Here is a 14,471-nt window from a genome sequence, read left to right on the forward strand (position 1 = left end):
GATTAAAAATGAAGATGAAAAGTCTTATTCAAGTTATGAAAATTCATTTTACTTATATATTACTACTATGTGCCATGCTGAGTTGTAAACACAAAGTAGCAAGCAAAAAAGAGAAGGATATAGCAGAAACATCCAAAACAACAGTCAAAATGAGGTCTAATGAGCAAACCCCATATTTTGTAGCATCTGGCACGGAACCTAATTGGAACTTAGAAATTTTTAGCGATTTAGTCGTATTTAAAACTCCAAAAGATTCAATAAAATTACCACATTCAGAGCCTGTTTTAGCTATGGATGCCAATGTCAAACTATATAAATTTTCAACCGAAGCCCATCAAATAAACATTCAAATCGTTCAAAAACAATGCAATAATAAGATGTCTGAAAAAGAACGTCCTTATGCCGTTTCTGTTGATTTAAAGAAAACAACAGGCAGAGAGTTTAAGAGTATGGAAGGTTGTGGTCAATACATGACTGACTACCGACTTCATGATATTTGGGTGCTTGAATCTTTAAATGGTGAAAAAATGACGAAAGCAGATTTTATAAAAGAGTTCCCAACCATAGAAATTAATAGTTCAGAAAATAGTTTTATGGGTTTTGCAGGTTGTAATAGAATACATGGAAACTTGTTTTTTGAAAAAGACCTGCTTCGTTTCACAAATATTATTACAACTGAAATGCTCTGCCAACCAAAAAATAAAGAACCGGAATTTTTAAAAGCACTAAAAAACAGTGTCAGTTATTCCATTGAAAACAACAGGTTAACCTTGTCTAATGCTTCCGGAATATTAATTGTTTTCAAAAAAATCGATTAAGTTAAAATGTTTTTAATTGATTTTTAATGAGTTAGAATTATGCATAATCGTTTCTATGCAAAAACAAGTTCCTCTTTAAAATATCCCAAACATTTCTGTATATTTACGATAATTCAATTTAAACTATCAAAACCTTAATAATTTATGAAAATAAGAGAAATAAATGCAATGAGAGGACCTAATTATTGGTCAGTAAGACGTCATAAATTAATAGTTATGGTTCTCGATCTTGAAGAGATGGAAGAGTTGCCATCCAATAAAATTGATGGGTTTTACGATAGGTTAAAGACCATGTTCCCAACCATGTTTGAGCATCGTTGCTCTGTGGGAGAACCTGGTGGGTTTTTTCAGCGTGTGGAAGAAGGTACCTGGATGGGTCATATAATTGAACATATTGCCTTAGAAGTTCAGACGCTTGCTGGCATGGATGTGGGCTTCGGAAGAACGCGTGGCTATGGGGAAGAAGGTGTATATAATGTGGTTTTTGCCTATATGGAAGAATCAGTTGGCCGTTATGCTGCTGAGATTTCAGTTAAAATTTGTGAAGCCTTGATTGCTGGGGAAGAGTATGATATGACAGACGATATTCAGCACATGAGAGAACTTCGCGAAGATTCCCGATTAGGACCTAGTACAGGATCTATAGTTGAAGAGGCTCAGTCTCGTGGTATTCCTTGGATCCGTTTAAATAAATATTCGCTTTGTCAATTGGGTTATGGAGCAAATCAAAAACGCATCCAAGCAACTGTAACTAGCGAAACTAGTAGTATTGGTGTAGAATTAGCCTGCGATAAAGAAGATACCAAGTATTTATTAGAACAGGCAGAAGTTGAAGTTCCAAAAGGTGATATTATTCGTCGTGAACGTAGTTTGAAAGAGGCTTGTAGATATGTTGGATTTCCTTTGGTTATCAAGCCGGTAGACGGAAATCATGGACGTGGTATAACAGTCGACATTCAAAATTACGAAGACGCTTTAGAAGCGTTTAATCACGCAAAGGAAAGCTCGCGTAGTGGTGCCATTATTGTCGAAAAATTTATCAAAGGAGACGATTATCGTTTGTTGGTCATCAATAATAAATTGGTTGCTGCTGCAAAACGTACACCTGCTCATGTTATTGGAGATGGAAAATTGACGGTTCAAGAACTAATAGACGAAGTAAATAAAGATCCAAGACGTGGATATGGTCATGAAAATGTGTTAACTCAAATTACAGTAAACGAGCTTACTGAAACCATTATAAAAGATGCTGGTTATAGCTTAGATTCTGTAATTCCTAATGGGGAGATACTTATTTTAAAAGATACAGCAAATTTAAGTACAGGTGGAACTGCAGAAGATGTAACGGATATTGTACATCCTTCCAATATTTCCATGGCAGAGCGCATTTCAAAAATTATCGATTTAGATATTTGTGGAATTGACATTGCTACCACAGATATTTCAAAACCTTTATCGGAAACTGGAGGCGCAGTGCTGGAAGTAAATGCAGGTCCAGGATTTAGAATGCACCTAGCGCCAACCAAAGGCTTGCCTAGAAATGTAGCAGGTCATGTTATAGATAAATTATTCCCTAAAGGAGATACTGGGAGAATTCCTATTATCGCTGTAACAGGAACCAACGGAAAAACAACCACCACAAGATTAATTGCTCACATGGCAAAAATGAATGGCTATCGAGTAGGTTACACAACAAGTGATGGTGTGTATATTCAAAACAGATTATTAATGACGGGCGATTGTACGGGTCCTGCAAGTGCAGAATTTGTACTAAAAGATCCAACTGTAAACTTCGCAGTTCTAGAAAGTGCCCGAGGTGGTTTATTACGTGCCGGACTCGGATTTAAAAAATGTGATATTGGAATTGTTACTAATGTAGCGGCAGACCATTTAGGCTTAAAAGGAATTCATACCATAGAACAATTAGCTAAAGTAAAAGGTGTGATTCCAGAAACGGTTTTACCTAATGGCTATGCTATTTTAAATGCGGACGACGACCTGGTTTACGATATGAGACGCGCTGTAGATTGTAATGTGGCCTTATTTTCTATGGACGAAAACAATCCAAGAATTAAAGCTTTACAACGCATTGGAGGTATTACAGCTGTTTATGAAAATGGCTATGTCACCATTTGTCGTGGCGAATGGAAAATGCGTATCATGAAAGCTGAAAACATTCCGTTAACTTATGGAGGGAAAGCAAAATTTATGATTCAGAATGTGCTACCAGCCATTATAACTGCAAATATTCAAGGCTTTAGTATTGAAGATATGAAAGCAGCTTTAGAAACTTTTATTCCTTCGGCTTCCCAAACTCCTGGACGTTTAAACCTCTTTAAATTTGAAAACTTTACCATTCTTTTAGATTATGCACATAATCCAGCAGGCATGTTAGCACTTAAGAATTTTACAGATGAATTGGATGCCACAGTTAAAGTAGGAATTATTGCTGGAGTAGGCGATAGACGTGATGAAGATACCAATCAAGTAGGAAGTATTGCAGCAGAAATGTTTGACGAAATTATTATTCGTCAAGACAAACGCTTACGAGGAAGAACAGAAGAAGAACTCATTAAACTTCTGGATGATGGGATTAAAATGAAAGATCCAAATAAAAAAACAACCATCATTCCTTCAGAAAAAGAAGCCATTACCTATGCTATTAAAAATGCTGTAAAAGGCTCACTTATTATTTTATGTAGTGATGTGATTCCAGATGCTTTGGCTTTGGTTCAAAAATTTAAAGAACAAGAGTCTAGAGGCGAGTTAATGAGTGCAGATTGATGTTATTCTTTTTTTGAAAAGTGTCATTCAGAGGAAAGCATAGAATCCCTAATAATTAGAAGATTCTACAGTTGTTGCACTCTTTCTGAATGACACTTTTTTTATAAACGACTTTTTTAAATAAAACAAATTAATGAATTACTCCGATAATAGATACGCAACTTTATTTAATAAGCAAAAAACCAATCAGTTTCTGGTTGGAAACACCTCTTATAAAGAGCGGATTAGAAAGCTAAAACGTTTAAAACACGCTTTAGAGGTTAGCTACAAACAGGAACTTAGAGAGGCGCTTTATAAAGATTTTAAAAAGCCTCATCTCGAAACAGATCTTACCGAAATCTATCCGGTTATCGATGAGATTAACTTTGTAACTAGTAATTTAAAGTCTTGGTTAAAACATCAAAAGGTAGAAACACCTTTAGCCTTATTAGGCAGTAGTTCGTTTATTTTAAACGAGCCTAAAGGCGTTTGCATGATTATTTCACCATGGAATTACCCTGTTAATCTTACGTTTGGACCATTGGTTTCTGCCATTGCTGCAGGAAATACAGTTATTTTAAAACCTTCAGAAATGACGCCAAACACCTCAAAAGTTATGGCGAAAATAGTATCAGAACTATTCGAAGAAAAAGAAATAGCCTTGGTTGAAGGCGAAGTTGAGGTCTCACAAGAATTATTGAAACTGCCATTTAATCATATCTTCTTTACAGGATCTCCTGCTGTTGGAAAAATTGTGATGAAAGCAGCTTCAGAGCATTTAACCTCTGTAACTTTAGAATTAGGAGGGAAATCGCCAACCATTATAGACGATGGATCGCATTTGGAAAAAGCAGTGAAGAGAATTATTTATGGAAAATTCACCAATGCCGGGCAAACCTGTATTGCTCCAGATTATGTCTTGTTGAAATCAAGTTTGAAATCGGAGTTTATTGAGCTTTTTAAAACAAAAGTTCTGGAGTTTTATTCAGAGAATCCAGAAACTTCAGATTCTTATTGTAGAATTGTCAATAGAAAACATTTTGATCGTTTGGTGTCTTACCTCGAGGAAACCAAAACCAATAAAGGCAGTATAGTGTCTGGAGGAAATTACAATGCTACAGATAATTTTATAGAACCAACCTTGGTTTTAGATAGTCAGGAAGATTCCAAATTGATGCAGGAAGAAATTTTTGGGCCTATTTTACCTATTAAAACTTACGAAACAATCGAGGAGGCAGTTTCCTATGTTAATTCTAAAGAAAAACCCTTGGCGCTTTATATATTCAGTAAAAGCAAGAAAACTATTAATTATGTCCTTCAAAATACACGAGCAGGAGGTACTTGTATAAATCATAATTTACTACAATTCTTAAATCATAACCTGCCTTTTGGAGGTTCTAACAATAGTGGAATAGGAAAATCGCATGGAATCTTCGGGTTTCAGGAATTTACCAATCAGCGCTCTGTTTTAAAACAACACACTCTTGGTGCTGTAGATTTATTGACCCCTCCGTATAATAATTGGAAACAAAAGCTGGTTGATTTAACTCTTAAATGGTTTTAAAAAAGGAGAACGCAACTGATTAAAGTTTATATTCTCCTTTCTCTTCCCTCAAATTAATTAATAGCTTCTTTATATATTTTTCTTGAACACGGGTTATAATATTGCAAAACAATACATAGAACTGATGTTCAGTTAGTTTTTATTTTTTCGTCTAATTAGCTTTTTTCTCTTTAAAGCAGACTGATTATACGTTTGTTTATCTAATATTTGGAAATCTACAGACATGGTTTTAGACACTAAAGAGGTAGAGTTTACCATATTTTTATTATTAAAAGCATAAGTGTTAAACATGCTTTTAGAAACGACTATATGTTTTGTTGTTAAACTACTTGTATTAGATATATTTCTTGCTGTGGACATCACTTTATTGCTTTCTGCAAAAGCGAATATTTGAAAATAAAAGACAAAGAAAAACGTTAAAAAAATAGGTCTGTAGCTGGGTCTCATTTGGCAGATTTTGAGTAAATATATTAATACCCACCAATGTTTAATTATTTATTTAGTGAACGACCTCTTTTATTTAGTGAATGACTTTTTCTATCTAGTAAATGGATTCTTATACCTCTAAAATAGCCTTTAAAGCTTCTTTTTGATGTCTGCTTACAGGAATTTCATTATTGTTAATAAACACTGCATTTCTGTGTAAAGATTCTATTTTGGTAGTGTTTACAACAAAAGAACGATGTGTTTTAAAGAAAATGGAAGGATTGAGCTGCTCGGATATAAACTTTAGAGTTTTAGGAACTAAATATTCTCTTTGAGCAGTTACCACATAGCAATAATTATCAAAGGCTTTTAAATATAAAATATCGGATTGCTTTAGTTTTTGGATGATGTTATTAGAAGAAAAGCTTAAGAATTCAGGCTCTTCTTGAAGGTGGTTATTCCAGGCAATTTCAATATTACTTCTTAAACTGTGCTCTGTAAAGGGTTTTACAATATAGCCAAGAGGTTTGGTTTGTTTAACACGATTAATTGTAAGCTGATCTGTCTGTGAAGTGAGATATAAATATGGAATATGTAAGAGGTCTAAAGCTCCACCAAGTGCAACACCATCTTTTTCTCCTTCAAGTTGAATGTCTAACAAAACCAAATCTGGTTTGGTGTCCTTTATAGAAATTAAAGCATCGTCTACATTATCTGCTTCTCCACACACTAAATAGCCTTGTTTTAATAAGGCCGTCTCAATGGCGATAGCAATTATAGGTTCGTCTTCAACAATAAAAATCCTTAATGGTTTCAAAATACAATTCGTTTATCGTTCTAAAATACTAAAGAATATTGAATTTTTTAACAATTAAAGTAGCTTCTGTTCCTTTTTGTTTGTCAGACTTGTAATGTATCTCTGCACGAAGTTTTTTAGAGAGTGCTTTCATAAGTTTAATACCAAAAGAGCTGTCTTTTACTTCGCCACTAAAGCCTTTGCCATTATCGATAACTTTTAAAACTAATGCTTTATCTTCTTGAGTAAATAGAATGGTTAAGAGACTCTTATCTGTTACCTTTTCAAAAGCGTGTTTTATGCTGTTAATAATTAATTCGTTTAAAATTAACCCTATTGGCGTAATGGTTTCTACATCTAAAATAATAGGTTCCACCTGAAGCTTGTATCTAATAGCTTGTTCTTGGAATTGATGACTCTCAAAAATATCTTTTACCAAATCATTAAAATACTCTTCGGTATTAATTCCAACTAACTGATCTTTATTATAAAGTTTTTGATGAATAAGAACCATAGAGCGAACTCTGTTTTGAGCTTCTTGTATAGCTATTTTTGCCTCTTTGTCTTCCATGTTTTCTGACTGTAAATAGAGCAGACTTGAAACAATTTGGAAGCTATTTTTTACACGGTGATGTGTTTCTTTAAGTAAAATATTTTTTTCATCGATAGAGGCTTCTAGTAAAACTTTTTGTCTGGCTAGCAATTTGTTTTTTCTTTGATTCTTATAAAAAAAGAAGCCTAAAGACGACGCAATTAAAAGTCCTGCAAATGCTAAATAAGAATAAAGCTGACTCTCTCTTTCTTTTGCTTCTAAGCTGAGTTTTTGTAATTCTTCTTTTTTATCAAACTCATATTGCATTTCTAATTGCGTTTGCTTTTTAACATTTGCCGCATTAAAAACAGAATCTTTAGCTTTTAAATAGTCTTCATGGTTTAATAAAGCTAAATCAAATGCTCCTGAAGATTTGTAGGTTTTATATAAGCATTCACAGGCTTCAGTTATAAACTCTATATCATTCTGTTGAATAGCTAGTTGTTTTGATGCTTCGCAGTCTTGAGCTGCCAGTTTAGTATTATTTAGCTCTAAATAAAGATTCCCTCTATAAAGCAGAACCTCATACAATTTACGTTGGTTATTCTCTTTTTCGTAAAAGGAATAAGCATTATTTAAATAGGTTAAAGCTTTGTCATAATGATTTAATTTTAAATGTACATGACCTAAATTTAAATCAGAATTTATAATGGTTCGTTGTGGAGCGTTGCCAGCTTCTTTGTTCTTTTTTGCTTCTTCTTGAAGGTCTAAGGCTTTTTCAAATTCACCCATTTTTAAAAGTAAATCGCCTTTGTTTGCCATAATAATACCAGCATTAACTTGAGAGCCTAGTTGCAGAGCAGATGCAATAGCCAAGTCGTAATAAACAAGAGCCTTGCTGTATTCCTCCATTTGATTGTAATAGTTTGCAAGTGTATTGTTTAATACTAAATTTTTTCCCTTGTATTTCTCTCTTTGTTCTTGATTTAAAGCTAAAGTGTCTATTTTGTCTAATATTTTTTTAGACTCCAATAAAGTTGAAATAGCTTTAGAACTATTGCCATTTTTTCTGTAGATACCACTTTTGCTAATTAAAACGGATGCTTTTAGTGTAGGTAAATCTAAATCTTTTAAAATGTTGTTGGATTTATCAAAATAAATCATGGCCGAATCTAGTCGGGTATTATAGAAATAATAATTACCTAGAGAATAATAAGACATGGCTAAAAGCTTATTGTTTTTAGCTTCTTTAGAAAGGTCAATGGCTTTATTTACAAGTTTAAGAGAGTTTTTAGTATATCTATATTCTCCAGATTTCGTGTTTAAAAGTTTGACTTTGTCTTCGACCAGAGATACGTTTTCAACAGAATTGAAAATAGAATCTATCGCTTTATTAATTACATCTGTTTTGCTTTGTGCTATTATAGTAAATGATGTAAAAGTTATTGAGAGAAAAATAAAGAGTGTTCGTAAGGACATATGTATTTAGTTAGCTAGTAAACTAATATAGGTTATTTTAAATGTTAAAAAAAGATGATTTTTTATTTTGCTCTTATATTGCTTGTTTTTTTGAATGAATATAGACGTGTACTCACTCATTTTATTTTCTTAACAGATGGTTAAAGTTTTTGCTAAACCCATGAGTATAAATCTATTCAATTATCTTTGTTGAAATTATATATATGTTACTTTGGATCCTTTTTGGAACAGCCTACATTTTTCTGGTGGTTTATGGTTATCAAGCCATAAAAACTTTGACTAAAAATAAATGGGCTTATTTCGTTTTTATTGCTGTTGCTTTGGCTGTAGTAGGAAATTTTGTGATTCAATTTACAGTTGCCTCAAATAGTCGTGTTTTAACCCAGCCTAAAAGTGAAGCCTTCGGATTTCTATTAGCTTTTATGTCTATTAGTCTGGTGCTTGTTCCTGTTTTATTTAGTGAAGATATTGTCAGGTTTACAACAGGTTTATATTATAAATTTTCTCCTTCAAAAAAGAACTTCCACGTGCCTTCACGTAGAAAATTTGTAAGTCGGTTAGCATTAGGTTTAGCTGCTATTCCATTTTCTTCCTTGTTATATGGAATGTATAAAGGAAAATACGATTTTCGAGTTCTAAAATATACCTTGCATTTTGATGAGTTACCAGAGGCTTTTGATGGCTATAAAATAACTCAGTTAAGCGATATTCACTCAGGCAGTTTTGATGATAGAGAAAAAATTGAATATGCAGTTAATTTAGTGAATGAGCAAAAATCTGATGCCATATTCTTTACTGGAGATATGGTAAATAATAAAGCGTCTGAAATGATTCCATGGATGGATGTTTTTGGAAAACTGAAAGCCACCGATGGTAAGTTCTCCATTCTCGGAAATCATGATTATGGGGATTATGTAGATTGGAATACAAAAGAAGAAAAGCATAATAACTTAGAAGAGTTAAAACAAATCCAAAAAGATATTGGCTTCGATTTACTACTAAACGACAGTCGCTTTATAGAAAAAAATGGTGAACGTATAGCATTAGTTGGTGTTGAAAACTGGGGAAGAGGTGTCTTTAAAAAAGCTGGAGATTTAAAGAAAGCTTCTGAAAATATTGATAAAGACGACTTTAAAATTCTAATGAGTCATGATCCATCTCATTGGGAAGATGTGGTTATAGACGACACCTATAAATACCACCTTACGCTTAGCGGGCATACCCATGGCATGCAATTTGGCATAGAAATTCCAGGTTGGATTAAATGGAGTCCTATAAAATGGCGCTATAAATACTGGGCTGGAATTTATAAACAAATGGGACAATTCATCAATGTAAACAGAGGTTTTGGATATCTTGGCTATCCTGGAAGAGTTGGAATTTGGCCAGAAATAACTGTGATAGAACTTAAAAAAGGAAAAGATTTAACCTGATAGACTTTAAGATGTTATTTTTAATTTAAAAATGCGTATTTTTATTTCTATATAATAGTTGAAACCTACTATTTATAAGGCGTATATACAAGCTATTAAAAAAATACGTAGGTTTGTATATAGTCATTTGACTTATAAACTTAAAAAAGTATGTCAAAATTTGGGGAACTTATAGACGTAGACATTCCTGTACTACTAGATTTTTTTACCGAATGGAATGATCAATCTACTGCCATGCATCCTGTTTTAAGAGATGTAGCTGCTGCTCTAGGAGATAAAGCAAGGGTTATTAAAATTGATGTGGATAAAAACAAAGAATTAGCCGAAGCACTAAGAGTAAAAGGTTTACCAACATTAATTATTTATAAAAATGGTGAAATGAAATGGCGACATAGTGGCGAAAAAGATGCAAATACGTTAATAGGTATTATCCAGGAATACGTTTAATTACTTAGCAGAGATTTTGATGTTAGCGATTCAAACCTATAGCCTTTCTCACTAAAATATTCCAAAACTTGTGGTAAGGCATATTGCATGTTTTCTGAAGCTTTCTCGCTATCATGAAATACCACAATACTTCCCTTTTTAGCATGTTTAATCACGTTTTTTAAAGACTTTTCTTTCCTGGTTTTTTCACTCCAGTCTATAGCTAAAACAGACCACATAATAATATTATATCCTAAGCTCATTAAGATGCGACCTTGTTTCTTTTTGATTTGTCCATAAGGAGGACGAAAGAGATTGCAGGTTGTGTCTTGTGGAAGTTGAGATTTTATAATACTCTGAGCTTGTTTTACATTCGCTAAATACGTTTCGGTTGAAGTCTTCCAACCATCCGGATGACTGTAAGTATGATTGCCAATAGCATGCCCTTTTTCTATTATTGTTTGAAAAATATCAGGATGTTTTTCCACATTGTCTCCAGTGCAAAAAAATGTAGCTTTAGCTTGAAACTGTTCTAAAACATCTAAAGTCCAGGTAGTTATTTTTGGTGTTGGACCATCATCAAACGTGAGATAAATAACCTTTTCCTCTGTAGAAATATTCCAAACATACTTTGGAAATAGCCATTTTACAAACAGAGGAAGTTTGGCTGGAATTAATTCCATGGTTTAGTTATTTATGTCTAATAGCAAACTATCTAATTCTTTTTCTAACAGAACATCTGGATTCTGTTGAGGTTCAGATTCCATGTCTTCTCCTTGATAGAAATGACTGAATAGATTTAAATAATTTGTAAATATTTTTGTTTCTTCTCTATAAAAATCTTTGTCATATTCTTGAAGCACATCTAGAATACTTTTATACCATTCAATATCTGTTAAAATATCTTCAATTAATTTGTATTGACTGTCTACATCCAATTTGCTGTAATAGGTAAGATTTTCTTGATACTTTTTAGAAACATCTTTAAAAAGTTTTTGTGCCTTTTCATCAGAATCTACTTCGTAATAAACACCAATAAAAGGTCTTAATAACGTGTAGTAGCCAAATTGTTCCACAGGCATGTTGTCCATAGCGATATCTGCTATTTCCTCAGCCTTAGTTAATTTGTCTTCAACAATAAGTTGTTCGGCTAAGCGTGCTAAATTCCCTCTATAAGTAATGGAGTTTTTACGTGTTTCAACATCGTGATAAATTGTAGTATCACCACTATTCCCCCAATCCCATTTTACTACTTTGTCATACATTAAATCAGCATCAACGCGTCCCATATCAAATGGATTAGCTCTGTCAACAGGTGTCTTTATTGGTACTAATTTATAGCACATGCCATCTAGTTGTAAATAATCTTTCATCCAGATATAATCTTCGTTTCCAAAAGCACCCCCAGTAAAATAGATAGGACGTTTCCAGTCGTTATTTGCAATAATGTCTAGCATTAAGAGTCTGTTTTTGAAAATGGCATTATCGGTGATTTTAACGTCTAAATAATCCACCATCTCAGCAGAATCTTTTTCCTTAACAATACCATATTTTAGAGCATTTTCTTTGTTAACAGGTACGCGAATGTTCTCAACAGGAAAATAGTTTGAGTTTATTAGTTGAGACGGATAATAATTGACATCCTCTCCTTGTTGTTCTAAAATATATTTGAATTTCGTTCTTGGGTTATCACTAGAGACAAAATCCATAAAATCCTTAATAAGCATCGTATCTTTGGAGATTTGTCTTTTCATGATATAATCTCTAGTACCATATTTGTATTGATCGTGCGTTAATTGCGAAGGAATAGGGTCACTTTCATAAGCCTTACGCTTCATTTGGTCTATATACCAATCTGTTTGAAATAAACTGGTATTTACAATTCTAACATCTGTTCTATAGCCTTCAATTTCTTGAGCATACCAAAGAGCAAAGGTGTCGTTATCTCCTATAGTAAATAGGATGCCATTTTCGGCACAAGAATCTAAATACATTTTAGCCATGGCTCTGGCTGTGTATTTTCCAGATCTATCATGATCGTCCCAATTGTTAGCTACCAAAATCCCTGGTACTAAAATCAAGCATACCAATGTAACTGCTGGAGCAAGGAACTTAGTAGACGTGTATTTGCTAATAATTTCAAATAATGAATAGACCCCAAAGCCTATCCAAATGGCAAACACATAGAAGGAGCCTACTACAGAATAGTCTCTTTCTCTAGGCTCAAAAGGTCTCACATTGGTGTAAAATTGAATGGCCAACCCTGTAAATAGGAAAAACACCAACATGGTCCAAAATAGTTTTTTGTCTTTATGAAACAAAAAGAACAAGCCTATAAGTCCTAGAATAAGAGGTAGAAAGTAATAGGTATTTCTTGCTTTATTGTTTTTCACATCGCTAGGAAGATTGTCTTGCGAAAAGCCTAAATGCCATTCGTCTATAGGTTTAATGCCACTTAACCAATTTCCATGGTTATCGTATTTTCCTTGAATATCGTCTTGTCTTCCAGCAAAATTCCATAGAAAATATCTCCAATACATATAGCCTAACTGGTATTCTAACATATAAGCAATATTGCTTCCTAAAGATGGTTTTTCAACAATAATATATTGCCCAAATTGCTTTAAGAAATCATGATATTCTTCATAATCAACCATGCCTTGAGCGACATTGTTTTTAAATTCTGAAACAGTGGCTCGCAACTCGTTTTCCATTTGGTATTCAGGCTTAATCTTGAAGTCTAAAAACCCAGAAAACAGCATATAATTAGTAGCGTTTTCTTGACTCCACATACGTGGTAAAACAGAAGCGTGCTCATGGTTGTAATTTTGTTTGGCATTTTTCCAATCGTTTATAATAACGTATTTGCCAGTTTTAAGGTCTTTTTCATAATTAGGCTTGTCATCAATATAAGGTTCGTTTTCATCCAATCCAGAATATTGATCCGTAAACAAAGGCCCATAAAAAAGATGTGTTTCTGGGTATTGTTCCAAATTATAATATGCTAAAAGTTCTCTGGCATCCGAAGGATTATTTTCATTAACTACCACATTGGCATTCGCTCGAATAGGTAGCATCAGCCATGAAGAAAAACCAATAAAAATAAATAACAAACATAAAATACCTGTATTTACATGTTTGTAGTTTTTATCTCTAGTATATTTTATTCCAAAATAAAAGGCAGCTATTAAAAGAAGTCCTGCTATAATGGTTCCAGAATTAAAAGGCAGCCCAATAGAGTTGACAAAGAAAATCTCAAAAGCACTAAAAATCTTTAAAGCATTTGGTAATAGCAATTTAAATATGAAAAGTAATATGGCAACTGAAACCACATTAGCAATAATAAAGTTCTTGACAGTTACAGTCTTGTAATTTTTAAAATAATATATCAACCCAATTGCAGGAATAGTTAAAAGTCCCATAAAGTGAACTCCAAAAGAAAGCCCGATAATAAATGCAATTAAAATCAGCCATTTATTTCCACGAGGTTTGTCCATATCTTGTTCCCAGCGTAGGCCTAAATAGAATAGCACAGACATAATTAAGGTTGCCATGGCGTAAACCTCAGTCTCAACCGCGTTAAACCAAAATGAATCTGTAAAGGTAAAAGCCAAACTTCCAACTAGAGCAGATCCAAGTACAGCTATTTTTTTAGATGTCGTAAACTCTCCTTGATGCTTTACTAATTTCTTAAGCAGTAAAGTAACACTCCAAAACATAAATAAAATAGTAAAAGCACTGGCAACGGCACTCATTAAATTCATGACCAAACCAATTTGGCTAGGCTCTAAAGCAAACATGGAAAAGAAAGCACCAAACATTTGAAATAGTGGAGCTCCAGGTGGATGGCCAACTTGTAGTTTTGAGGAGGTTAATATATACTCTCCAGCATCCCAAAAACTTACGGTTGGTTCTACAGTTAAACTAAATGTTATTAATGCAATTAAAAAGGAGAACCATCCCAATAGTGTATTCCATCTTTTAAAGCTAAATTCTGTCATAAGTTCCATGTTTGTTAACGTGGCGAATTTAACAATAATTATGTTATTAGAAATACTTTTAAGGAAACGTTAAGTATTTAGGAAATATTTAATTCAAAAAATACTTGCGCAAACGAAACTTTGTTTTAAATTTGCAAACTCAATTACACAATGGCCTATGGTGTAACTGGCAACACGTCTGGTTTTGGTCCAGAAGAGTCTAGGTTCGAGCCCTAGTAGGCCAACAAAAAAAG

Annotated in this window: 10 protein-coding genes and 1 tRNA gene; 6 read left to right on the plus strand and 5 right to left on the minus strand. The window is 33.3% G+C overall.

Annotated features, from left to right (window positions below; genetic code table 11):
* The first annotated feature begins 14 nt into the window (after positions 1-14).
* From OS191_RS12350 to OS191_RS12360, 3 genes are all read left to right on the plus strand, one after another.
* Positions 15-818: an META domain-containing protein gene (locus tag OS191_RS12350; protein ID WP_267156021.1), complete on the plus strand. Its 804-nt coding sequence runs from the start codon at positions 15-17 to the stop codon at positions 816-818.
* Positions 819-962: 144 nt separating this feature from the next.
* Positions 963-3,602: a cyanophycin synthetase gene (cphA, locus tag OS191_RS12355; protein WP_267156022.1), complete on the plus strand. Its 2,640-nt coding sequence runs from the start codon at positions 963-965 to the stop codon at positions 3,600-3,602.
* 133 nt (positions 3,603-3,735) lie between these two features.
* Positions 3,736-5,145: an aldehyde dehydrogenase family protein gene (locus OS191_RS12360; RefSeq protein ID WP_267156023.1), complete on the plus strand. Its 1,410-nt coding sequence runs from the start codon at positions 3,736-3,738 to the stop codon at positions 5,143-5,145.
* Positions 5,146-5,277: 132 nt separating this feature from the next.
* Here the strand turns inward: OS191_RS12360 and OS191_RS12365 are convergent, their stop codons facing one another.
* From OS191_RS12365 to OS191_RS12375, 3 genes are all read right to left on the minus strand, one after another.
* Positions 5,278-5,592, minus strand: coding sequence for a hypothetical protein (locus OS191_RS12365; protein WP_267156024.1), 315 nt, complete (start codon positions 5,590-5,592; stop codon positions 5,278-5,280).
* Between the two features lie 109 nt (positions 5,593-5,701).
* On the minus strand, positions 5,702-6,388 hold the full coding sequence (locus tag OS191_RS12370; RefSeq protein ID WP_267156025.1) for a LytR/AlgR family response regulator transcription factor: 687 nt from the start codon (positions 6,386-6,388) through the stop codon (positions 5,702-5,704).
* A gap of 28 nt (positions 6,389-6,416) precedes the next feature.
* Positions 6,417-8,378: a tetratricopeptide repeat-containing sensor histidine kinase gene (locus OS191_RS12375; protein WP_267156026.1), complete on the minus strand. Its 1,962-nt coding sequence runs from the start codon at positions 8,376-8,378 to the stop codon at positions 6,417-6,419.
* Between the two features lie 203 nt (positions 8,379-8,581).
* Here OS191_RS12375 and OS191_RS12380 point away from each other — a divergent pair, with 203 nt between their 5' ends.
* On the plus strand, positions 8,582-9,811 hold the full coding sequence (locus tag OS191_RS12380; protein WP_267156027.1) for a metallophosphoesterase: 1,230 nt from the start codon (positions 8,582-8,584) through the stop codon (positions 9,809-9,811).
* Positions 9,812-9,961: 150 nt separating this feature from the next.
* Positions 9,962-10,258, plus strand: coding sequence for a thioredoxin family protein (locus OS191_RS12385; RefSeq protein ID WP_267156028.1), 297 nt, complete (start codon positions 9,962-9,964; stop codon positions 10,256-10,258).
* Here OS191_RS12385 and OS191_RS12390 read toward each other — a convergent pair.
* Positions 10,255-10,920, minus strand: coding sequence for a polysaccharide deacetylase family protein (locus OS191_RS12390; protein ID WP_267156029.1), 666 nt, complete (start codon positions 10,918-10,920; stop codon positions 10,255-10,257). The genes OS191_RS12385 and OS191_RS12390 overlap by 4 nt on opposite strands.
* Before the next feature lie 3 nt (positions 10,921-10,923).
* Positions 10,924-14,238 (minus strand): glycosyltransferase family 117 protein, encoded by a 3,315-nt coding sequence (locus OS191_RS12395; protein ID WP_267156030.1) that lies wholly within the window; start codon positions 14,236-14,238, stop codon positions 10,924-10,926.
* A gap of 151 nt (positions 14,239-14,389) precedes the next feature.
* Here OS191_RS12395 and OS191_RS12400 point away from each other — a divergent pair.
* A tRNA-Gln gene (locus OS191_RS12400) sits at positions 14,390-14,462 on the plus strand.
* The last annotated feature ends 9 nt before the right edge of the window (positions 14,463-14,471 follow it).

The sequence above is a fragment of the Xanthomarina sp. F2636L genome, assembly GCF_026410195.1.
In the GTDB taxonomy this organism is placed as follows: Bacteria; Bacteroidota; Bacteroidia; order Flavobacteriales; family Flavobacteriaceae; genus Xanthomarina.

What these genes read in the sequence shown, in the direction of transcription:
- OS191_RS12360 (WP_267156023.1), top strand. Translation starts at nt 3,736, where the DNA reads ATGAATTACTCCGATAATAGATACGCAACTTTATTTAATAAGCAAAAA.
- OS191_RS12375 (WP_267156026.1), bottom strand. Translation starts at nt 8,378, where the DNA reads ATGTCCTTACGAACACTCTTTATTTTTCTCTCAATAACTTTTACATCA.
- OS191_RS12365 (WP_267156024.1), bottom strand. Translation starts at nt 5,592, where the DNA reads ATGAGACCCAGCTACAGACCTATTTTTTTAACGTTTTTCTTTGTCTTT.
- OS191_RS12395 (WP_267156030.1), bottom strand. Translation starts at nt 14,238, where the DNA reads ATGACAGAATTTAGCTTTAAAAGATGGAATACACTATTGGGATGGTTC.
- OS191_RS12380 (WP_267156027.1), top strand. Translation starts at nt 8,582, where the DNA reads ATGTTACTTTGGATCCTTTTTGGAACAGCCTACATTTTTCTGGTGGTT.
- OS191_RS12385 (WP_267156028.1), top strand. Translation starts at nt 9,962, where the DNA reads ATGTCAAAATTTGGGGAACTTATAGACGTAGACATTCCTGTACTACTA.
- cphA (WP_267156022.1), top strand. Translation starts at nt 963, where the DNA reads ATGAAAATAAGAGAAATAAATGCAATGAGAGGACCTAATTATTGGTCA.
- OS191_RS12350 (WP_267156021.1), top strand. Translation starts at nt 15, where the DNA reads ATGAAAAGTCTTATTCAAGTTATGAAAATTCATTTTACTTATATATTA.
- OS191_RS12390 (WP_267156029.1), bottom strand. Translation starts at nt 10,920, where the DNA reads ATGGAATTAATTCCAGCCAAACTTCCTCTGTTTGTAAAATGGCTATTT.